The sequence below is a fragment of the Chryseobacterium hagamense genome, from assembly GCF_007991455.1.
Classification (GTDB): domain Bacteria; phylum Bacteroidota; class Bacteroidia; order Flavobacteriales; family Weeksellaceae; genus Chryseobacterium; species Chryseobacterium hagamense.
This window is the reverse complement of record NZ_BJYJ01000043.1, coordinates 1-21,572: the sequence shown is the minus strand read 5'-3', so window position 1 is coordinate 21,572 and position 21,572 is coordinate 1. Positions and strand designations below refer to the sequence as shown.

Sequence of the window (21,572 nt, the reverse complement as noted above, 5' to 3'; positions counted from 1 at the left end):
CGGATTATCCCTAAAGACCCTGCCACCCTGCTTTGGGAACATATCAAAGACCGGTTTGCCGACATTAAAATCAAAAATCATCAATCTTTCTGAAACCTCTATTTTTGCGGCTTATTAAACGATGAATAATAGTCGAAAATCGGGAATTTTTCAAAGATTTCCGACTTACCGATTGTATATTCGGTGCTGCCGTAAATTTTAGAGAAATCCAGAATGAAGGATTTTTTCTCCGGACTGTTGTATAGGATTTTGATCAGGCTGGTAGCAGCCGTTTCGGTTTCGTAGGTGAAGAGAAGGGTTTTACCGTCCAGGCTGTATACCTTACAGTGGTAAACCCGGGCATTCAGTATACGGTCGACATTGTTGTCGTTGCATTTGGCTTTATACATCAGCCGGCGCTTGCCGCCCAGGGTAAGAAATACATCTCCGTTCTTATAATTATCATCAAACTTTAAAGCAACGGCTTCAGTGATCTGATCGATCATCTTACGAAACTTTTCCTCGTCGGGAATAACGATGGTTTTAGTGTCAGCTGGCATTTCTAGGGGTCCGGAGCCGGCCGCTGCCGGTTTCTTTTTCTGTGCGCTGATGGTTGCTCCTGAGAAAAGTATAATGGCTGAAGTTAAAATTAATTTTGAGTGTTTCATGGAATTTTTGATAATGTTAAATAAATTATTCCGGAGTAAAAACTAAACCGGTGAAAGTTCAGTGATTACGGAAATCATAACCCCTCATCCTAATGATTCATGCTCTGTCGTAGGTATAAAGTCAGATTCATATTCAATCCGGCAAAATCAATCTATGCATCGTATCCGTTTCCACAAGCTGCTGCAACTACGGAATGCAGCAGGCCGAAAGCTTTGGTAAGAAAGGAAAAAACAGGACTTTTGAATGCTGAAAGTAACGGGAGAATCATCTGATTGTGAAGCGGTAAACTTCTGCAGCTACAGCAGAAAGCCGGTAAAAAACTTTTACGAAAACAGATCGGCTTTAAGCCTGATGTATCAGCCGACTAAAGCAGGGAAGTGTGCTTACCTAACACAATAAGTTAAGAATAGAGTATTATGGAAAACATATGGAGTATTAGAAATATAAGAATCAAATGTAATTATTTTTAAAAAAGAACAATGCAACTAAAAATATTTGAATTAAATCAACATCTTACGATGCTTACTCCTCTTGAAGTAATGGCGACGGATATGACCATTCTCAACGGAATCGTAAAAGGCGAACCCGTTTATAAAAAAGGGAAGAAAATAAGTGCCGGCTATTTTCTGGATAAAGAGCAGACCAAACTTGCCATCGAAAAAACCTTTTACGATAAAGTGGATAAAAATGGTTTTTTAACCGGCTCAAACATCCTGTTTAAATGGTCTGACATCTATGAAAATCCTGTATTGACGAAGGCTGTTTTTGTAGCATTTTACATTGCAAAAAGTGCAGGAATTATGACCAAAAGTCGGAGACGCTCCATTAATTATTTGCAGGAAGCAGGAATGCGATTAGGGATAAAACAGTATATCGATTTTTTATTCGATTATTATTATTCAAACTATCAGAAGTCAGGCGTTATTAAGAATCTGGTCAATACCTTTACTAAAAATGGTTCAGCTAAACTGCAGGAAGCACTGCGCAATGAAGAAAATCCTGAAGTATTGCAGGTGCTTCATCGTGCGTTGCCGGATGGAGAAAAGATGATCGATTCACTGCTGTACCAAATTACATAAAATACAAGTTAAAACCATGGCCTCAGAACAATTACAAAAACTATTTACCCATCTGCAAGAAGTGGTACTGTGGAGGATAAAAAATCCTTCGGAAGATTTTAACACAGGAGCACCGAAGTTTAACATCAGTGATCACAAAGGCTTTCAGCTGGGAAACTACATCTTATCGGCCGGGCTCACCCATCAGGAAGTCATCTTTCTGCTCATGGCTTTGTTGCCAATGCTTGATCCGGCTTTGCTCAAGCGCATTTACCTGGAACATTCGGAGGATATGCTGTTCGATTTCTGCGCTCTCAATGATAACGGACGGCTTTTTTATCCGACCGTCCAGGCCGTCCAGTATATTTTGGGAGGCAACAGGATCCCGGAACGGTTAAATGCCCTGGATTATTTCAGTCCGGATTCCACATTGATAAAACGGGAGGTGGTTGTTTTTTCAGGCTCAGGCCACGAACACCTTCCTGCCAACAGTGTCATCAGCGTGCATCAGGAATTTTTCAACACCATGATTCTGGGACGGGAACTCCTGCCGAAACTGAGCGGTGACTTTCCGGCTGAACAGCTGCATACCCGCCGGTCCTGGAATGATCTTATTCTGCCTCAGGATACCCTGGACGAACTTCAAAGCATCGAATCCTGGTACACCAGCAGCCGGATCCTGATGGAAGACTGGGACATGCAGAAAAAGCTGAAACCCGGCTTCCGTGTCCTGTTTTACGGGGATCCCGGAACCGGAAAAACCCTTGCCGCCAGCCTTTTGGGGAAATATACCGGACGTCCGGTGTTCAGGGTCGATGTTTCGATGCTGGTTTCCAAGTATATCGGTGAAACGGAAAAACAGCTGTCCAAACTATTCGAAAAAGCCGAAAATAAAAACTGGATCCTCTTTTTTGACGAAGCGGATGCGATCTTCGGGAAACGGACCAATGTACGGGATGCCCACGATAAATACGCCAATCAGGAAGTCTCTTACCTGCTGCAGCGGATCGAAACGTTTTCAGGACTGATTATTCTGGCATCTAACTTTAAAAACAATATGGATCAGGCCTTTACCAGGCGTTTTCACAGCTGTATCAAATTCAGCAATCCCAAGCATGAAGAACGCCTGCGCATCTGGCAGCAGAATTTACCGCGGCAGCTGCAGCTTGAAGAGATTAATCTCGAGCACATTTCCAGAAGATACGAACTTACCGGCTCCAACATCATGAATGTGATACAGGATGTCAGTTTAAAAGCCATTTCGTCTGAAAAGCCGGATTATAAAGTAGACATCGATATGCTGCTTGAAAGCATCAGAAAAGAATATGTAAAAGAAGATAAGATCTTTACTTAAGAATGAATTAACCTGAACTCGAAGTAGAATTTATATTAAATGGCTGGAAGAGGGATGCCGGATGCCGGAATTTTTTCTTGTTAAAATATGATAAGGTGTTGATTATCAAAGTAAATATTTTTCATTTTATCAGTGAGAGGTCTTTTTTTAAAATACTTGTTCAGGAATTTTATTTTCATATTACCTAAATGATAACCAGTTTGATGTAAATTAGATAGGTCCGGATTCACGTTAAATGAAGACAACGGATTATTAATCCTGCTAAATCTGAACGGCATCACCGGATGCCGTTTTTTTATTATAAAAAAATTTAAATGTGAGGTTTGGTTAATTGACTTGTATCAAAATATTTCAGTCGAAACTTTTCAATCGGCCATAAGACAGCAGGGTTTTCAGCAGATCAGCAATAGCCTGTATTCTCCTTCGTTTTCGATTGGGGCCCTGTGGACACACGGCAAAACTTTCTGATCAGGATGGTCTACCGCCAGCCGCCAGAGATGGCCGTTTCCAAGGTTGGTAGGCTGTGATCCGGCATTCGGCTGATAATGAAGATCGAAAAAAAAGTCTTTTAAAAATTCTTCAAATTCCGTTTCCGGACCGTCATGAAGTTCCTTCAGTTTTTTGCGGATTTCCGGAATCAAAATTTTCTGTGTCACCAGATCGTTGGGAATGATATCACTTGCTGCCCCGTAATAGGTACATAGAAAAGTATCCGTTCCGATGGGCGAACGGTCCACATGATACGAATAGACATCCGTAGAAAAAAAATCCAGTTCTTCGTCCCGCTCATAGCATTTTAACAGATTAAGGGAGGGCAAAGCACCCCAGTCCGTTAATTGCTGCAGGTCATTCAAAATAGTCTCCCTGGCCGCATTCCCGTCATCCGACAGCTCCAGGGCCAGGAGATCATCGGCCGAAATTTCCGTAATATTTTCTCTTAATTGAATCTTAGAGATAATCTCCTCAAAATTTCCTTTTAAATTCCTCGGCCAGCACAAGGCATTCACCATTCCCTGGAATTCCGTCTCAACAAGCTCGGAAAAACCGGAAACCACGCCCACCTGCGGATTACCGGGAAATAAAGGATCAGTACGAAAGGTCATGATTTGAAATTATTCACAAAGATAATAAAAGACCGTGTGTTGTTTACCTTTAATTAATAGAGAAATCTTTATATGACTTATAGATTCAAAAATATAATTCTCAAGCCCCAACGGGGCGACTTAATTCAGAATCGGGTATAGTCCGATTAAAGAATATGGATTTAATCCAAAACCCTGAATACAGAATACCGTTACATCAGCAATTAGACCGTACAACATCAGTCCCAAACGGGGCAGCTTAATTCAGAATTAGATGCAGTCCGATTAAAACGTATTGGCCAAGGCATACGCATCAAAAAGCCCTAATCAAAGATCAACGCCGCCATATAATTGATCGGCCTATGATTTCAGTCATAAAAATCGTATATTTACTTCTGTGGTATTAAGATTGATGGATATAGTCTGTTTAGACCAGAAGAGATGGAAGATTTAAAGCAATAGCTTAAAATTCCCGCTCATTGAAGAGGCATTAATCTTTACCTGAACTGGCTGAACAGCATTGACAAATCAAACAAAACAGAACGCATAAGCAAGAGTTCCAAAATTCTTAAAGTATGAAAACCGGCATCCTCGAACACCAGTCCGTACAGAAAATAGAAATAACCAGGATAAACGGCCGCCAGAGTTTTACCTGTACCGATGAGGTTTCGGTAGAAGAACCGCTGGGGATCAGAATTTCGTACGGCTCAGACGGTCAGAAACAGTCCCGCACTATTTCCGTAACCATGCGCACGCCGGGGAACGATGCAGAACTTGCGGTGGGTTTTCTGTTTACGGAAGGTATTATTTCCGGTCGGGACCAGATCAGGAAAGTAAATCATCTGCAGGCAGCCTGTTCCGTAAATAGCGGTAATGTCATCACCGTTGAGCTTTCCGAGGGATTTGTTCCGGAATTAATGAGCGCCGACCGTAATTTCTATACCACGTCCAGCTGCGGCGTCTGTGGGAAAGGTTCCATCGAATCCATTAAAACCGTCAGTACTTTTCAGAATTTAGAGAAAAAGCAGCAAAAAGTTGCTTTGGAAACCATCTATCCGTTGGCGGAAAAGCTGAGGACTTTTCAGAACAATTTCAGTGCAACCGGTGGCATCCATGCTTCCGGACTTTTTGATCATGAGGGAAACCTGCTGGCTTTGCGGGAAGACGTGGGACGGCACAACGCCTTGGATAAACTGATCGGCAATGCTTTTCTTACCGGACAGTTACCGCTGCAGGAACATATTTTAGTGCTGAGCGGCCGGGCCAGTTTCGAGCTGATCCAGAAAGCGGCGATGGCAGGAATTTCAATCGTGGCGGCCATCGGGGCTCCGTCGAGCCTGGCAGTAGATCTGGCTAAAGAATTTGATATGACCTTACTGGGATTCCTCCGGGACAACCGGTTCAATATATACAGTGAAAGCAGTCATGTTAAAATTATAATTGAATAATATCAGATGATAAAAGTTTAATTGTAAAAATAAACATTCTGCATTTGGAAAATAGACAGGAGAATAATGAGAACAATAAGGATGAAAACCTTTGCTTCATCAGATCAGCTTGCTGATCACCTCTTTGCTCTCTTAAGATATAAAGGATGATAAGGTAAACTTTGCGTTAAAAAATTATAGCAGAGAAAAATATAAAATATAATGAAAATAAGAATAAAAGATAACAGCATCCGTTTCCGCCTTACCCAATCCGAAGTAGCGGAACTCGGTTCGAACGGAATGATCTCCGGCCACACCGAATTTCCCGGCCAGACTTTCATTTACGCCCTCGAAAGAACGGAAGACCCTGAGATTTCAGCCGCATTTGATGGCAGCAGGATGGTCCTTAAAATGCCGGCCGGTATGGTAGAGGAATGGACTTCCACCGACCGGATCGGTTTCGACGGGCAGGCCGGAAAATTGAAAATACTGGTGGAAAAGGATTTTGTCTGCCTGGACAATACCCTGGAAGACCAGAGCGACAATTACCCGAATCCGAATGCCAAATGCTGATCCACTTCTAATCACAACAATATGGAAAACGAGAATTTAAATAAAAAGAATGAATATTCCGGCCATTCACCTGCTGCCCAGCCGCCTTACCGCCTGGGAGAACTGAAACTTGAGGCGCCTGAAAACTGGGCAGCCGGAGCACCGGCCGTCATGCATTCGATACAGCAGCTTGTGCGGGACGCGTCTACGTTGCGTGGCGGAAGGGCACTCTTCAGCATGAACCAGTTTGATGGTTTCGACTGTCCCAGCTGTGCCTGGCCGGATCCCGATCACGACCGGTCACCGATCGCGGAATATTGCGAGAGCGGAGCCAAAGCCCTGGCTGAAGAAGCGACTTCCAAAAAGATCGGCGCGGATTTCTTCAGGGAAAATTCGGTGTATGACCTGTCGAAAATGACCGACTACCAGATCAGCCAGCTGGGAAGGATTTGCGAACCGGTGTATCTTCCGGAAGGCGGAACACATTATCAGCCCATCAGCTGGGACAATGCCTTCGCCAAAATCGCTGAAAAGCTCAACGGCCTGGATTCTCCGGATGAAGCCATGTTTTACACATCGGGGAGAACCAGCAATGAAGCGACATGGGTATATCAGCTCTTCGGCAGGGAGTTTGGAACCAATAACTTTCCGGACTGTTCCAATATGTGCCATGAAACCTCAGGGTATGCCTTGACCCGGTGCATCGGCTTTGGGAAAGGTTCGGTAAAGCTGGAAGACTTTTATGAGTCCGATCTCATTATCATTATGGGCCAGAACCCGGGTACCAATTCGCCGAGAATGCTTTCCGCACTAACTAAAGGAAAGAAAAACGGGGCTAAGATCATGGCCATCAATCCGCTTCCGGAAGCCGGACTTATGGGATTCAGGGATCCTCAGAAGCCTTTGGCACTCATCACCAAGCCTTTTGAACTGTCTGATCTTTACCTGCCGGTGAAAATCAACGGCGATATGGCCTTATTAAAAGCTTTGCAGTTATTGCTTCTGGAAGAGGAAGAAAAAAATCCCGGGAAAATCATCGATCATCCTTTCATCACCGAAAAAACGGCAGGCTTTGAGGCTCTGACGGAAGAACTGAAACGCTATGACCTCGGATTCCTGGCTGAAGAATGCGGAGTTCCGGGTGAAAAACTGAGAGAAGCCGCACAGATGATTGCCACTAACAAAAAGATCATCATCTGCTGGGGCATGGGCATTACACAGCAGCATAATGGCGTCGATATGATCTACAATATTGTGAACCTCTTGCTGATGAAAGGAAGCATCGGCATCAGGGGCGGCGGCGTCTGCCCGGTCCGCGGGCACAGCAATGTACAGGGCAACCGGACGCTGTTGGTCAACCATAAGCCTACCGACGAACAATTGGATGCGCTGGAAAAATTTTACGGCTTCAAACCACCGAGAGAAGGCGGATACGATGTCGTGAAAGCTATTAAAGCCATGCATGACGGGAAAGTGAAATTCATGTTCTGCATGGGCGGTAACCTTTTGTCTGCAGCACCCGATACAACCTACACGGCAGATGCGATGCGCAAGCTGGAAATGTCTGTAATGGTATCCACCAAGCTCAACCGCGGCCATCTGATCCATGGAAAAGAAGCCCTGATCCTGCCGGTGATTTCCCGGAGCGAAAAAGACATCGTTAACGGGGAACTGCAGCACATCAGCACCGAAAACTCCATGGGGGTGGTGGAATGGTCGAGAGGAGTTCTGGAACCTATATCGGAAAACCTGATCAACGAAATCCATGTAGCCTGCAGGATGGCAAAAGCCGTGCTGGGCGACCGTTCGGTTATCGACTGGGACCGGTTTATGAACAGCTATGATGCCATCCGTGACGACGTTTCCCAATGTATTCCGGGATTTGAGAATTATAATGAAAGAGTGGTACAGAAAGGAGGCTTCTATCTTCCAAATAATCCCCGCGACGGAAAGTTCAGCAGTGAACATGTTCCCGGAAAAGCGGCATTCAACATCACTCCGGTTCCCGACAATTCTTTGGCAGATGACGAGTACCTGATGGCCACCACCCGTACCCACGACCAGTTCAATACCGTGGTTTACGGACTGGACGACCGCTACCGGGGAATCTTCAATGAAAGGCGAATCGTCATGATGAATGAAAAAGACATCGAAAAAGCCGGACTGAAAGAAGGGGAGAAGGTAGACCTGTTTAATTACGACGACGGAATCGAACGTATTGCCCCGCTGTTCATTGTTGTGAAATATGCCATCCCGCAGAAAAGCACGATGACCTACTTTCCGGAAACCAATGTTCTGGTCTCCATCAATAATGTCGTGGACGGCGCCAATATGCCTGCCTCCAAATACGTCCGCATCAAGATCAAAAAGCATGATCCTGAGATCTATCAGAAGATCGGTGAGCACATCGCCGCCGCTACAGGAACGGCTCAGCAATAAAATAATGTAAACTCGAAATAGAAACTCTATTAACAGGCTGGAATAGGAATGCTGGAAGACCTCAGTTAAGATACTTATGAAAGTTTTTAAATATTTAAAATGATTTTTTTATATCATGAAAAATTTTTAATCATTCCTATTTATTTAAACTATTGAAAACGAATTAAATAAGTTCAAATTCACGTCAAATAATATTTCAATGCACGGATCATTTCCGTGCATTGAATTTTTAAAAGCAATTTATATACCTGATAAATAAAACATACTCTTTATCAAATCAGCCTGCTGATCCGTCTTTGCTCCTTTATCCCATCGGCCGATAAAATAAAAACTTTGCATTAAAAAAAATCAGCATCATCCGCACATCTGCGCGCGACATTACCGGATTCGTTGATGACCCTCTATCAGCCGCCGAACTTCCGCCGCCTCTTCCGGCGTATTCACATTTCGCAACACCTGCGGATCTTCAGGCTTCAGCAGGAGGAGATCGCTGTTCATCATAAACTTCCGCGGCGAACGGCTTCCGGTTTCCAGGAAATCCAGCAGGAGCGGAAAACTTTGGGGTTCCCAGAGGGCAGCCAGCGGTTCAGGTCCTCCATCTATCGGACTTTCGTAAGCCGTGGCCGTCTTTTCAGGATCCCGGGCACGGACCAGATATTCCAGAGCGCATTCATCGAACAGCGGCATATCGCAGGCCACCACCAGCCAAGCGGTATCTTTCCGGTGGTAAAACGCTGACAAAATACCGCCAACCGGACCCATTTCTGCAGATACATCAGCAAGAACCTGATAATTTAAATCAATATTTTCCAGCTGCTCAGATCGGCAGGAAATAAACACGCTATCGCAAAATTTGGCCAGCAGTTCGGCCATGGCATACTGCTGTTCCTTTTCATGCCAGCAGATTTCTTGTTTGGCGGTTCCCATCCGGGAGCTTTTGCCGCCGGCCAGCACAAGGCCGTTGATGAAGGGAAAGGAGGGAGGTGTAGAAGAATTCATTGTACCGGATTTTAAATTACTTTCTTATCATGCACATCATCTGCCATTATTGTTGTATCTTTCCGGATTAAGGATTTGTTTACCTTTTCACAATAATGCTGTCCGCGAAGAAGAAAATTAAATGTACTAATTTATTTTGATTTATAAATATTGATCCCAAGCCGGTTAAAGACAGATCCACCGATCAGCGCTGATGCCGGAAAACCTCACCAACAAATCTTTCGTATATAATATCAGGCAGTAAGACCTCTTTTTTCAGAATTTTTCTTTAGCACTGCCTCAAAAACCAACTGTTCAATTTTATAATCATTATTTATGGCATTATTCATTTTCATCATCATACATTGGTATGCGTCGCTTTTTTTCCAGTCGGTGTTTCATCACCGGTATGCAGCGCACAACCTGTTTACCATGTCGAAATTCTGGGAACGAATGTTTTACCTGGGGTGTTTCATTACACAGGGTTCATCGTACATCAGTGCTTATACCTATGGCCTGATGCACCGCCTGCACCATGCGAATACCGATAAACCGGAAGATCCCCATTCACCGCACAACGACCCGAATCCTTTTCTGATGATGTGGACGACGCGGACCAACTATTTCCACCTCTACATCGGCAAAACCGATGCGCCCGAAAAGTACAAAAAAAACCTTCCGGACTGGGAAAGCTTTGATCATTTTGCCCACAACTACATCACACGGATTGTCTGGATCGGCATTTACATCGCCATTTATGCCCTGCTGGCAACGGCGTGGTGGCAATGGCTCTTTCTGCCGGCAACGGTGATCATGGGATCGTTGCAGGGAATGGCCGTCAACTGGTGGGCCCACAAATTCGGGTACGAAAACTACAGCATGACCAACACCTCCAAAAACATCCTGCCGGTCGATTTTCTCTTCTGGGGAGAAGCGTACCACAACAACCACCACAAACATCCTCAGAAGCCGAACAACGCTTCACGATGGTTTGAGTGGGACATGGGATTCCAGACCATGCGGGTACTCCAGATGCTGCGGATCATCAAAATTAAAAACACCGCCCAGCTCGATTGATATCCGCTTCCGGATCATCTTTCAAATCTGAACAGCTTTACAGGTCAAATCGGGAAATCAGCCTACCGATCCAATTACAATAATTCACGCCAATAAAAATTCCCCTCCCATGGAGGGGTGGCAAAAATTCAAAGAATTTTTGACGGGGTGGTGTAAGAAAACCCCTGCAAACGAAGACATTTGTCCATTCAATGACAAATGAAGCATTGAAGTTTTACAGCCGTAATTCATGCGCCATGATCCGTGAAATATGTGCAATCTGCGGGAGATTTTTTACCACCAAGTTTTAAAAATCTTGGATTTTTAGTCTCATGTGCTCTAAAATATGCGGGCTTCGACTTTGCTCAGCCACCAGGAAATTAAAGGGAATGTGACTTATGTGTTAAAATAAAGCGCTTTCATCCGTGGGAATCTGTGCAATCTATAGGAAATCAAAGCACAGTCATCCGGAGATCCCACATTTTAACAGCTTTTAACCAAAGTTTGCACCATTCTTGTAATATACTGAACCATCACTAAAATATTTTAATATGTCAGAAAAAAAATTAGCCGGGATCTGGATGGATACGGAAAAGGCCATCGTTGTTAAAAATCATGATGCTCAGAATGCGTTTAAATTTTTCTTATGCAGTCCGGTGAAAGCCGAGATCCAGCACGGAAATTCCAGCGAAAACGCCGGCAACAACGCCGAACAGACCAACCGTGTAAAATACTTTAAGGAAATCGAGCACCTGCTGATCAACTCCCAGGAAGTATGTATTATGGGCCCGGGAACCGTACAGGAAGAATTCAAGCATTACCTGGAGGATACCCCACAGTTCAAAAACCTGAAAATCCAGCTGGATACTGCCCAGCAGATGAGCGAGGAACAGGTTCTGGAAAAAGTAAAGGAACACTTTAACGCCTGATTTTCAGCTACAGCGAAATAAAACCTCGGGATATCAGGACATCCCGAGATTTTATTGTTTTACCTTAGAGCCTGTTTAGATTCGGAAAACTTTCAGTTATTTCTCTTAACTTTCTGAATTAAAATAAACTTTGTTTATTCTTCACTTTAATAAGATGAGTTAAAGTGAATACGGCTAAAAAACCAATACATTGATTTTTCCAGGCTGAAATACCTTAATTCCTTCATGTTAAAAAATAAAAGCTAAATTAAAAAAGGCTTTCAATCAATCAGCGGATCAGAAATCTTCTTATGGTCAGTCTGTTGAGCTCACCAAAATCATACTGTTCTTTGATCTGCCAGTTTCCAAATTCGTCAAAATCTTTGTATTCGGTTTTATCATTGGATTTTCCTAATCTCACCTGTACCAGTTGTCCGGATTTGTTGTAGGTGTAATTTTCAATCATTGGATTTGGAGACAGCCGTTCATACCATTCGGTTTTCTGAAGGCGGCCCTGATCGTAAAAATAGACCATCTTCTCATCTACCTGACCGCTTTTAAGATCCTGCTTTAGCGTAATCTGATTTTGCTTATTGTATTCAAAGACCGTTTTTGTATTTGGGTCGGCACCTTTTCTACGGCTTTCCCTCAGGTTTCCGGAACGGTCATATCCATACAGGTAGGTATGTGTTACGGCGCCTGTATAGGGTGACAGGACCCATTGCTCAGCCAGTTGATTCTTTCTGTACACATTCTTATAATAAGCAAAGTGCTCTTTCCCATTCTCCAGGGTCGTAAGCTGCGTCATATTTTCGTGTTCATCCCGTTTTTTCCGGAATGTCCGGGTCGAATTTTTCAGATGGAAAGTGGTGGCACTTTCAATGAGGTTGCCGTTTTTGTTAAATTGGTCGATTGTCGTATGGATCAGAATTCCTTTCTGGAAATACTCCAGTTTTCCTGAAACCAGGATGCCGTTTCTGAGGTCAAACACCTGAACCGTTTCCAGTTGTGCAATACCGCTTTGCATTACAAAAACACTGTCGATAATTTTCGCCGTCTGCGGAGGCAGTGTAATCTCCTGCGGCAGCATATCGTTTTTTAAACTCCCGCCTTTTAAATTCTGGCCCTTTAAAGCACCGGCCATAGATAAGCACAGCAGATAGAACAGGAGGGAACTGCAGATTGTTTTTTGAAATGGGGTCATTGAAATGCTTAAAGATGATTGGTTTTAAACGGATTTTGGAGAATAAAAGTACAATAAAATTCTTTATTTTCGAAGGACCTTTAGACAAAAAACAAAGTATTGCTTGCAGAAAATTTCGCAGTTCAAAAAACTGAAAATATAGCTTGATATCGCCCGGCAGATGAGCGATGAGCAGATGATGGAAAAAGTAAAGGAATATTTCAATGCCTAAATTGCAACAACGACAAAATAACCTCCGAATGTATTGGCATGCGGAGGTTTTTGTTTGGAAATTAATCTAAAATAAGGTTTAAAGTGATGAAACTTCAAATTACAGGTTTCGATAAACAAATAATCCTAACTTTCGTCAGGATTATTCATTGATCAGTTTGAAAAATTCGGAAAGACTTATTTTTCTTGCCTCACAGATTTTGTATAATGTTTCAACAGGGATTCTGTAATTTCCGCCACTTTTAATTTTTCTGATGGTACTTTCTTCTACGCCATGATCTTTGGCAAAAGAAGTCTGTGACTTATTTTCTTTAAGCCACGGAATCAGCCATTCTTTTGTTATGTATGAACAAATAAGATCATTGATATCGGTCATAAAAACAAAAGAAACATATAATAATTGAAAAATCACGGTCGATCGACCGTGATTTGTGTTTTTTTATTATATTTGCAGAATAAAACTAAACAGTAATTTGAAGGTAAAAACTATTCAGATGATGGAAACCTCAGCAGCCCCGGCCTTTTAAAGGCCTCCTGCCTGCAGGCGATCTGCCCGGGAAACCATTAAAAGTTTAGGCAGGAACCTAAAAAAACACAAAAACCGTAACACAATGAAAAAGAAAAAAATCGATTTCGAATCCGGTGGCTGGTCAGGCAGCCACCATTTTTCAGCTTTCGGCATTCTGGAAACCTTCTTTCAGTTCTACGATCTGCCCACCGCCAAAAACCTGCTCACCGAAATGATGGCCTACAGCGAGAAAGAAAAAGTCCTAAGAAAAAAAATCCTTCCGAAGTTTTTCATTTTTACCTCGCACTCCGGTCGCTGGTCCGGGCAGTCTGCCGGATGCAGTCCAAGGCTAAAAAGCGGAAATTCCGGATTCCTGCAGGGCCGGTTCCGGTGCCGGGTTTCATGCTGGGTTCGCTTTCGGAAGAAGAATACCGGAATCCGTGCCTGGTGTTTCGGAAAACCTTCAGTGAACTCACCCTCCGGGAATTCGACGGCTTCCTATCAGACATTACCTGTTTCTCGCTCGGCACTTTCCAAAAAGGACCGGAAGAAGACCTCGTTACACCGTTCCTCCATCTGAACAGAATGCTGGACGCCACCCAACTGATCGTGGAAAGGGCTGCAATGGTGTCAGATAATGAGAAGTGATGGGACTTTCCATGAATCACATCAGATTTGATTTCCTGGTGGCTGAGCGCAGTCTAAGCCCGCATATTTCAGAACACATTAGATTAAAAATCAAAGATTTTTAATAAGTTCATATATAAAAATGCAGCACTTTGATTTTAACTACAAAAGATATTAATGCTGTTTCAAAAAGTTAAATGCCTTACAATAAACAAGAGCACAAAAGCCTTTAAAAATCAAAGATTTTTTATACCCCTATGTTGAAAAGAATACAACTCCCGGTGGCTGAGGCTCTCGTTGGTGGCTGAGGCTCTCGAAGCCACAGTCGCGGCGTGCTGATGGTTAACCAAAAACCGAAGGTTCGACGAAGTCAAAAGTCACAAAAGAGATTGATGCTGCTTAAAAAAGTTGAATGCCTTACAGTAAACAAGCGCACAGAAGTTTTTTAAAAATCAAAGATTTTTAATCTGATGTGTTCTAAAATATATGCAAACCATTAAATTCTTTCTCTGTGACTCATGTGTTAAATAAAAAAGCCCCGGCTGTTTATCTACCGAAGCTATTCATATTAAGAAAAAGAACTATTGCGCCCTCTTCCTTTCCTCTTCACTGGCCGTTGTGCGGTTCCGGGAAGCGGCTACGTTTTTACCGAGGCGATAGAGCAGGCTGAGGCTTATGAAACGGCTTTCGCGCTGGTAGAAAAACGAACTTTGCTGGTCCTGGAAATTGATGCTGACCTGGTTGTTGTTCTTATTGAAAACATCGGTCACGGCAAGGCGGAGGGTGCCGGCGTTATTCAGGATGTTCATTTTGATGCCGATGTCGACGAAAGAATTCGCACGCACGCGGTACACGCCCTGGATGCCGGCACTGTTGTACATCCCGTTGATTTCCGCTTTCAGTCCGCTTTCCTTATCAATGGTAAACGACTGGTTCAGCGATCCGGAGAAGGAAATCATATGGTTGTCATAGCTTCCCGATAAATAATCCGACTTTTCACGCTGGCAGTAGACATCTGCGGTGATATTCACATCCCACCAGGACGCAGGCTTTACCTGTCCTGAAAAGCGGAGGCCTGCCATCACGCTCAGTCCGAGGTTGGCCTGGGTTCCGTAGTACCGTTTCGTCTCGTTATCCTGCACATCGATATTGGTGAACACATCGCGCGTGGAAGTATAGTAGGCGGTCAGGTTATAGTTCTGCCGGTAGGTATAGCCGGCTTCTATACTGTGGACAAAAGCGGGCTGAAGAGCCGGGTTTCCGACATAGACGCTGTACGGTGAAGAGAACCGTTTGGCCGGGTTCAGCCGGTTGTATTCCGGACGTTCGATGCGGTAGGCATAATTCAGTAGGAACTCATGGTTATCGTTAAGCTTGTACTGGAGGAATAAAGTCGGGAACAGTTTGAAATAATTTCTTTCGTTGAGCTGATTCAGGGTCTGCTGGAATCCGCTGGTCCGGGTGTATTCGCCGCGCAGTCCGCCCTGGAATGTCCATGAACCGAAGCTGCCCGAAACACTGGTATAAGCGGAAGCTACATTTTCCCGGTAGGTAAAATGGTTGCGGTTGGCTTCTACCGCTGTCAGTACCGATCCGTCACGGTTGAAATAATCAAAGATATTGATGCTCCGGGTGCTGCTGTATTTGATGCCGGAGGTCACATCCAGTTCTTTTCCGGCTTTGAAGTGATAATCCGCTTTTCCTGAAACAATGCTGATGTCCTGTGAGCTGGGCGTGTAAATATGAAAGAACGCCGAAGTTGCGCTACCGTCGGGAAGCAGGGTAACATTGTCGGTAAAAGAGCGGTTGGCATTCCGGAAAGGCGAATAATCGAGGTCGATATTCAGGCTGCTTTTCGCGGAATCGAGTTTCAGGTTGTAATTCAGGTTATAGGCAAACTGATCGCCCAGGCTGGAAGCGTAATTATCGGTATTCAGGGTAGAATCCAGTTTCATGGCCGGCGAAGTGATCCGGGTAAAGGTATGGCCTTCGGATCCGCCTTTGCGGTTGTTTCCGGTCAGCAGAAAACCCAGCACTTGATTATCGGAAACCTGGTAATCAACACCCACACGGTAGGCGTGCGTATCCGAATGGTAAACCGAAGGATTGGTGCCGTCCCACAATGAGCTTCCGTAATTAATAAAAGTATTGTGATCCTGGACGGTATGACGGCGGGTAAATCCGTAATTGCCGAAAACATTCCATTTGTTTTTGCGGTAATTGAAAGTGGTGTTCCCGGTAAATCCGGTGTAGTGGCCCTGCGTAATCCCGCCGTTCAGGCTGAGGTTGAAGCCCTGTTTTTTTGATTTTTTGGTGATGATGTTAACAACGGAAGCGCCTTCCGCATCAAACCTTGCAGGGGGATTAGAAAAAATTTCGATCTGCGCCACCTGATCAGACGGCATCCCCTGAAGATAGGCCGCCAGATCATCGCCGGAAAGCGGCAGCGGTTTTCCGTCCAGGTAGATCCGCACATTCTTCCGGTTGGCAGAAACTGTATTGTTAGAGTTAACCTGCACACCGGGTGCTTTGGTCAGGGCTTCCCATACACTTCCGCCCGAAGCGATAATGCTGTTTTCGACATTAAAGCTCACGCGGTCGATTTTCCTTTCGATCAGCGGTTTTTTTTTGGTAACGGTGACTTCCTGGATCACATGCTCACTTTTCTGCAAGATCAGGTCCAGGTTTTCTTTCGGAAGCGTGACTTCCATTTCTATTGGCTGATAGCCTGAAAGTATTGCAGTCAGCGTATAACTTCCGGCCTCTGAAAAGGTCATGCTGAAATTTCCAAGATCGGAAAAGGCGGAGCTCACCGGTTTCCCGTCTTTTTTTAATGTTAATGTCACGGCGTCCAGCATCCGGCCGTCGGCATCTTTTACGGTTCCTTTCAGAACGGTCTGGGAATGCATCAATCCTGAAATACAGATCAGGAGAAATAAAATCGTATTTTTCATACCGCAAACCTACGCCAGTTCCATGTTAAGGCCGGTTAAGCATGGTTAAACAATCCGAAGCTGGGTTAATTAAGGTTAAATCTTTCAGGGTATCTTCTTACGATTCAGGAATTATCATCAAATTAGCGGAATGAAATGGCTCTCCAACCGATATGCTTATCCGCTCGTTATTTTTGCCATGATTGCCAGCATCGGCCTTCAGGCAGCATGGCTGATCCAGTTGTTCCGTGCCCAGCAGGTGCAGGTGAAAAGGGATCTCGACCAGGCCGTGGCCAACGCCGCCCGCATGAGCGAATACCTGAGTGTGGCACAGGGACATGAAAACAACGACAATTTTCGCAATTTCTTTCTTTCCCCGGAATGGCTCCAATTGAAACAGGCCTATACCCAGATGCGCCGGATCGGTGTCGCCAGCCGTTTTGAAACGGAGCTGAAGAACGACAGCACCCGGATTAGCATGATCCTGAAAATTGCCAACCACCGCCCGCCCGGCCCGCGGAAATCCAGAATGATCTCTATTTTCGACGACGGCGAAACCCTGGAATCGGTGATGGCAGCAGACAAAAAAGATCTGAAACGGATGGACAGTCTTGTGAAGCTCGAATGCCGCCGGCAGCAGATTAATGAAGAAAGCTTTTACCTTCTGTACGATTACAGGACAGGAAAACCGGAGTCCGTAAAAAACTGGGGAAAAGCAAAGGGAGCCGGTTATCGGAGTGCGCATATCGGGTACAACCTCAATTTTTTCATTCATACCTATCAGCTGGTGGTACCTTCCGTTATCAAAACCATAATATATAGGATGCGGTATTACTTCATTTCATCCCTGCTGATGATCCTGCTTATGGCACTGGCTTTCTGGTTTTTATTTAAAGTCATGCGAAGCGAACGGCTATATACAAAGGCACGCCTGGCCTTTACCGGAAATATGACCCACGAGCTGAAAACACCGGTGGCGGTTATCGAAGCGGCCCTGGACTCAATCACCCGGTATCAGCTCGCCAAAGACCCGGAACGGCTGGCCAATTACCTGAACATCAGCAAAAATGAGATCAGCCGGCTGAATGCGATGATCGACAAAGTGCTGAACCTTGAACAGCTGGACAACGGGGAAATCAATCTCCGCCCGGAACTGTATGATGTACAGCAGGGGCTGGAAAGTGTGGTGTCTTCGATGAGGCTTCGCGACAACAGCGGCTCGGTAGCCATTCATTACTTTCCGTCGGATGAACCTTGTTTTGTAAACGGTGATCCGGTGCACCTGACGAATGTTTTCTATAATTTAATGGACAATGCCATTAAGTATAGCGGTCCCAAAGCAGTCATTAATGTAACCTGCACTCCGACAGAAGATGAAGTCATCATCAAAATCAGGGACAACGGACCGGGAATCGCGAAAATGTATCACGACCGTGTTTTTGAACGGTTTTTCAGAATCCCGGAAAAAGCCGATATTCATCCCGTGAAAGGAACCGGACTCGGCCTTCATTATGTAAAGGAAATCATTATCCGTCACAAAGGAAAAATCGAAGTCACTTCCGCACCGGAACAGGGCGCTGTTTTCACCATTTATTTACCCGCTTACCATGAAATATAAAGTACTCTATGCTGAGGACGAAGCCACCCTCGCCGAAATTATTACCGACGGGCTTCGGAGCAGCGGCTATGAAGTATCCCTTGCTTCCGACGGACAACAAGCTTTAGAACTGTTCCAATCTGCAAAACCGGACATCTGTGTCCTTGATATCATGATGCCGGTAAAAGATGGTTACACGCTAGCAGAGGATATCCGTAAATTAAACAGCGAAGTTCCGATTATTTTCCTGAGTGCCAAATCTTTGGGTAATGATGTGGTAAATGGTTTCAAAAGCGGCGGTAACGATTACCTGAAAAAGCCTTTCACGATGGGCGAACTGCTGGTACGGATGGAAAGCCTGCTTATCCGTTTCGTAAATAAACCTCCGCAGCAGGCACCTTCTTTCAACCGCAAAACCTTCGGGAATTGTGAACTGAATACTGTAAGCCAGGAACTGACGACCCCGAAAGCCAACTATAAAATTTCGTACAAAGAAACCGCTATCCTCGAACTTCTGTTGGAGCACCGCAACGATCTGCTCCCAAGGCAGACAGCCCTGCTGAAAATCTGGGGCGACGATAGCTATTACAATGCCCGCAGCATGGACGTCTTCATGTCGCACCTCCGGAAAATGCTGAAAGATGATCCGGATATCGAACTGATGAGCATCCGCGGAGTAGGATACAAACTGATCTGCTGATGAAATGGTAAAAACGATTCCGCTACATCTGATTGTTTTTTTAAGAAAATCGAATTTTTAACGCAAAGCTTAATTTCCTTCATTCGAAGTAAAGAATGCCAAGATGAATCAGCGAGCTGATTTATGAAGCGGACTGATGGTTCATATGTCTTGTCAGCAGCTTTACTTTTAAACGAGGGATTACCTTGTGATTCTTCTTCCTGCATAGGATAAAACAAACGAGTCCCAAAGTGGCGTCTTAGCACAGGATCGGATGTAAATCCGGTTTACCCAATCATCAAAGATATCTGTCAGGTAACATCCGGCACAGTGGTAATCGACGGCGAAAGTAAATAGGGTTCGGAAAACGGTACTTATTTGAAAATTGATGGTGCTGACCGGCTTTCCTGCTCTTTTAACGCAAAGTTTTGTTTTTCTTTATGCAGATTCTGAGGGAGCAAAGAGGAATCAGCAAGCTGATTTGAAGAAGCGGAGGCATTAACTGTACGCTTCGTCAGCGGCTGTGCCGCCATTCTTTGCTTCCTTGAAATAAGAGAAATGATTATAAATCTTTGCATTAAATCAATTCATATGAACTTAGGGAGAACTGAAGCGCTTATCATTTCGGATGCCCTATTTTAAAACGAAAAATTATTTTTTTCCTGCAGAGATAGGGATACTTATCATAAAGTCCGCTGCCTTGAGCAAATATTTTTTATGATACCACGTTATGGCAGTATTGTTGTTTTCAACCGTCCGGTGGCATGTACTTTGTGTAATATAGGGCATGACACCATTTCAACAATCACAAAATACAGCCGATGCGCTGCAGGTAAAACATGCATTTGAGTCGTTTGTGGACGATAAGCTTTTTCCCTGTGTAGCGGCAAAAGCGGCCCTCACGAAAGACCAGATGCAGCTTTTTGTGGCAGGCCACCTGGCCTGTCCGAAAGATGACCGGGCAATTCTGGATTTTATTTATGATTTCGTCGACCAATATAGAAAAGCAGAAAATCATTTTCATACGGCCTGCGTCATTTTCCCTGAAACGCATGGGATCTCAGAAGAGGTTTTTGATCATCTGCTCTGGCAGAGGCTTCAGGCATTGTCTGACCTGGATGCCTTGGAATATCCTTACGACAGCCGGGTGGATTCCAATCCGGCCTCACCGAATTTCAGTTTCAGCTTAAAAGAAGAAGCGTTCTTTGTAATCGGACTTTCTCCGGGGAGCAGCAGGGATGCAAGAAGGTTCCGGTATCCGACCATTGTCTTCAATCCGCATGCCCAGTTTGAAGAACTGCGGTCTTTAAAAAGATACGATAAAATGAAGAACATCGTCCGTAAACGCGATGTAGCCTTGAGCGGGTCGATTAACCCGATGCTTCAGGATTTCGGGGATGATTCGGAAGTCTATCAGTACAGCGGAATGAGATATGGTAAAAACTGGGAATGCCCCTATAAATACAATAATAAATAAATGAATACAATTCTCCCGCGCAGCGGAACGGCCTTTATGCTGAGAAAAGGCGAACGGCTGAAAATTACGGATATCAAAGGCGAACAGGTTTCCGATTTTACATGTTTTAATCTTGACGATACCAAGGAGTATCTGTCTTCGGGACGTACCATCGATTATGCCGAAACCATTTTCCTGACCAAAGGCCATCCTTTTTATTCCAACAGAAGCAACATCATGTTCAACATCATTGAAGATACGGTAGGCCGCCACGATTTTTTGCTGACCCCCTGCAGTGCCGATACCTTCCGGATTATTTACGGTGATGAAAATCCACACCGCGGATGTTTCGGGAATCTGTGTGAAGCACTGGAACCTTTCGGTATCGATCCCGATTCGATCCCGATCTGCTTTAATGTATTCATGAATGTAGCCGTAGACGGAGAAACCGGTAAAATCAGCGTACTGCCGCCAAAGAGCAAAGAAGGGGATTACATTATCATCGAAGCAGCTATGGACCTGATTGTGGGTATGACGGCATGCTCCGCAGAAATGTCGAATAATTATTCTTTCAAGCCGATCGGTTATTCCATCCTGAAAAATGAAACTGCAGAATAATACTCTTTAATTTTTTTAATATAAATCTGTAAACAGTCTCTCAACGGAGGCTGTTTTTGTTTGAAGTTACAATGCAACGGTTGCCTGAGCTTTTATGGGAACGGTAGAGCTGAATTTTTATGCTCAAATCTCCCTCAGATTTTCACGGATGCTCACGTCTATTTTAACACATAAGTCACAGAGCGAGAATTTCATGATTTGCATATATTTTTAAAACTTTTGGATTAATAATGAACGC

At 44.3% G+C, this 21,572-nt stretch carries 19 protein-coding genes; 12 read left to right on the top strand and 7 right to left on the bottom strand.

Annotation, left to right across the window (positions count from 1 at the left end; all coding sequences use genetic code 11):
• Nucleotides 1–98: 98 nt before the first annotated feature.
• Nucleotides 99–647: a hypothetical protein gene (locus CHA01nite_RS19195; RefSeq protein ID WP_146944406.1), complete on the bottom strand. Its 549-nt coding sequence runs from the start codon at nt 645–647 to the stop codon at nt 99–101.
• Between the two features lie 480 nt (nt 648–1,127).
• On the opposite strand from CHA01nite_RS19195, the gene CHA01nite_RS19190 reads away from it, so the two are divergent.
• Both CHA01nite_RS19190 and CHA01nite_RS19185 read left to right on the top strand, forming a co-directional pair.
• Nucleotides 1,128–1,727 carry a hypothetical protein gene (locus CHA01nite_RS19190; protein ID WP_146944404.1) on the top strand — a complete coding sequence of 200 codons (600 nt, stop codon included), beginning with the start codon at nt 1,128–1,130 and terminating at the stop codon, nt 1,725–1,727.
• Nucleotides 1,728–1,743: 16 nt separating this feature from the next.
• A complete protein-coding gene (locus tag CHA01nite_RS19185; RefSeq protein WP_146944402.1) occupies nt 1,744–3,060 on the top strand; it encodes an ATP-binding protein in 1,317 nt (438 codons plus the stop codon).
• A gap of 392 nt (nt 3,061–3,452) precedes the next feature.
• On the opposite strand, the gene CHA01nite_RS19180 is transcribed toward CHA01nite_RS19185, so the two are convergent.
• Nucleotides 3,453–4,163 (bottom strand): DUF1826 domain-containing protein, encoded by a 711-nt coding sequence (locus tag CHA01nite_RS19180; RefSeq protein WP_146944400.1) that lies wholly within the window; start codon nt 4,161–4,163, stop codon nt 3,453–3,455.
• A 554-nt stretch (nt 4,164–4,717) separates the two neighbouring features.
• Here CHA01nite_RS19180 and fdhD point away from each other — a divergent pair.
• The 3 genes from fdhD (at nt 4,718) to CHA01nite_RS19165 (ending at nt 8,560) form a co-directional block, all read left to right on the top strand.
• Entirely contained in the window at nt 4,718–5,590 is an 873-nt protein-coding gene (gene fdhD / locus CHA01nite_RS19175) for a formate dehydrogenase accessory sulfurtransferase FdhD (RefSeq protein WP_146944398.1), read from the top strand.
• Between the two features lie 201 nt (nt 5,591–5,791).
• Nucleotides 5,792–6,142: a DUF7009 family protein gene (locus CHA01nite_RS19170; RefSeq protein ID WP_146944396.1), complete on the top strand. Its 351-nt coding sequence runs from the start codon at nt 5,792–5,794 to the stop codon at nt 6,140–6,142.
• Nucleotides 6,143–6,163: 21 nt separating this feature from the next.
• On the top strand, nt 6,164–8,560 hold the full coding sequence (locus tag CHA01nite_RS19165; protein WP_146944394.1) for an FdhF/YdeP family oxidoreductase: 2,397 nt from the start codon (nt 6,164–6,166) through the stop codon (nt 8,558–8,560).
• Nucleotides 8,561–8,938: 378 nt separating this feature from the next.
• On the opposite strand, the gene CHA01nite_RS19160 is transcribed toward CHA01nite_RS19165, so the two are convergent.
• Nucleotides 8,939–9,559, bottom strand: a complete 621-nt coding sequence (locus CHA01nite_RS19160; RefSeq protein ID WP_146944392.1) for an NTP transferase domain-containing protein — start codon at nt 9,557–9,559, stop codon at nt 8,939–8,941.
• A gap of 315 nt (nt 9,560–9,874) precedes the next feature.
• Here CHA01nite_RS19160 and CHA01nite_RS19155 point away from each other — a divergent pair, with 315 nt between their 5' ends.
• Both CHA01nite_RS19155 and CHA01nite_RS19150 read left to right on the top strand, forming a co-directional pair.
• Complete coding sequence (locus CHA01nite_RS19155; protein ID WP_146944390.1) at nt 9,875–10,615, top strand: fatty acid desaturase; 741 nt, start codon at nt 9,875–9,877, stop codon at nt 10,613–10,615.
• A gap of 530 nt (nt 10,616–11,145) precedes the next feature.
• Nucleotides 11,146–11,523 (top strand): hypothetical protein, encoded by a 378-nt coding sequence (locus tag CHA01nite_RS19150; RefSeq protein ID WP_146944388.1) that lies wholly within the window; start codon nt 11,146–11,148, stop codon nt 11,521–11,523.
• A gap of 268 nt (nt 11,524–11,791) precedes the next feature.
• Here the strand turns inward: CHA01nite_RS19150 and CHA01nite_RS19145 are convergent, their stop codons facing one another.
• Both CHA01nite_RS19145 and CHA01nite_RS19140 read right to left on the bottom strand, forming a co-directional pair.
• Nucleotides 11,792–12,706, bottom strand: coding sequence for an RHS repeat domain-containing protein (locus tag CHA01nite_RS19145; protein WP_146944386.1), 915 nt, complete (start codon nt 12,704–12,706; stop codon nt 11,792–11,794).
• Between the two features lie 352 nt (nt 12,707–13,058).
• Nucleotides 13,059–13,328, bottom strand: a complete 270-nt coding sequence (locus CHA01nite_RS19140) for a helix-turn-helix domain-containing protein (RefSeq protein ID WP_228458468.1) — start codon at nt 13,326–13,328, stop codon at nt 13,059–13,061.
• 432 nt (nt 13,329–13,760) lie between these two features.
• Between CHA01nite_RS19140 and CHA01nite_RS19135 the strand changes: the two genes are divergently transcribed.
• Nucleotides 13,761–14,072 (top strand): hypothetical protein, encoded by a 312-nt coding sequence (locus CHA01nite_RS19135; protein WP_146944384.1) that lies wholly within the window; start codon nt 13,761–13,763, stop codon nt 14,070–14,072.
• 560 nt (nt 14,073–14,632) lie between these two features.
• Here CHA01nite_RS19135 and CHA01nite_RS19130 read toward each other — a convergent pair.
• Complete coding sequence (locus CHA01nite_RS19130) at nt 14,633–17,005, bottom strand: TonB-dependent receptor domain-containing protein (RefSeq protein WP_146944382.1); 2,373 nt, start codon at nt 17,003–17,005, stop codon at nt 14,633–14,635.
• Between the two features lie 130 nt (nt 17,006–17,135).
• Here CHA01nite_RS19130 and CHA01nite_RS19125 point away from each other — a divergent pair, with 130 nt between their 5' ends.
• Nucleotides 17,136–18,602: a sensor histidine kinase gene (locus CHA01nite_RS19125; RefSeq protein ID WP_146944380.1), complete on the top strand. Its 1,467-nt coding sequence runs from the start codon at nt 17,136–17,138 to the stop codon at nt 18,600–18,602.
• On the top strand, nt 18,592–19,281 hold the full coding sequence (locus CHA01nite_RS19120) for a response regulator transcription factor (RefSeq protein WP_146944378.1): 690 nt from the start codon (nt 18,592–18,594) through the stop codon (nt 19,279–19,281). Before CHA01nite_RS19125 ends, CHA01nite_RS19120 begins: the two co-directional genes overlap by 11 nt.
• Nucleotides 19,282–19,634: 353 nt before the next feature.
• On the opposite strand, the gene CHA01nite_RS20620 is transcribed toward CHA01nite_RS19120, so the two are convergent.
• Nucleotides 19,635–19,838: a hypothetical protein gene (locus tag CHA01nite_RS20620; RefSeq protein WP_170234780.1), complete on the bottom strand. Its 204-nt coding sequence runs from the start codon at nt 19,836–19,838 to the stop codon at nt 19,635–19,637.
• Nucleotides 19,839–20,047: 209 nt separating this feature from the next.
• Between CHA01nite_RS20620 and gntA the strand changes: the two genes are divergently transcribed.
• Both gntA and CHA01nite_RS19110 read left to right on the top strand, forming a co-directional pair.
• Nucleotides 20,048–20,737, top strand: coding sequence for a guanitoxin biosynthesis heme-dependent pre-guanitoxin N-hydroxylase GntA (gene gntA / locus CHA01nite_RS19115; RefSeq protein WP_146944376.1), 690 nt, complete (start codon nt 20,048–20,050; stop codon nt 20,735–20,737).
• Nucleotides 20,738–21,334, top strand: coding sequence for a DUF1989 domain-containing protein (locus CHA01nite_RS19110; RefSeq protein WP_146944374.1), 597 nt, complete (start codon nt 20,738–20,740; stop codon nt 21,332–21,334).
• Nucleotides 21,335–21,572: the final 238 nt, after the last annotated feature.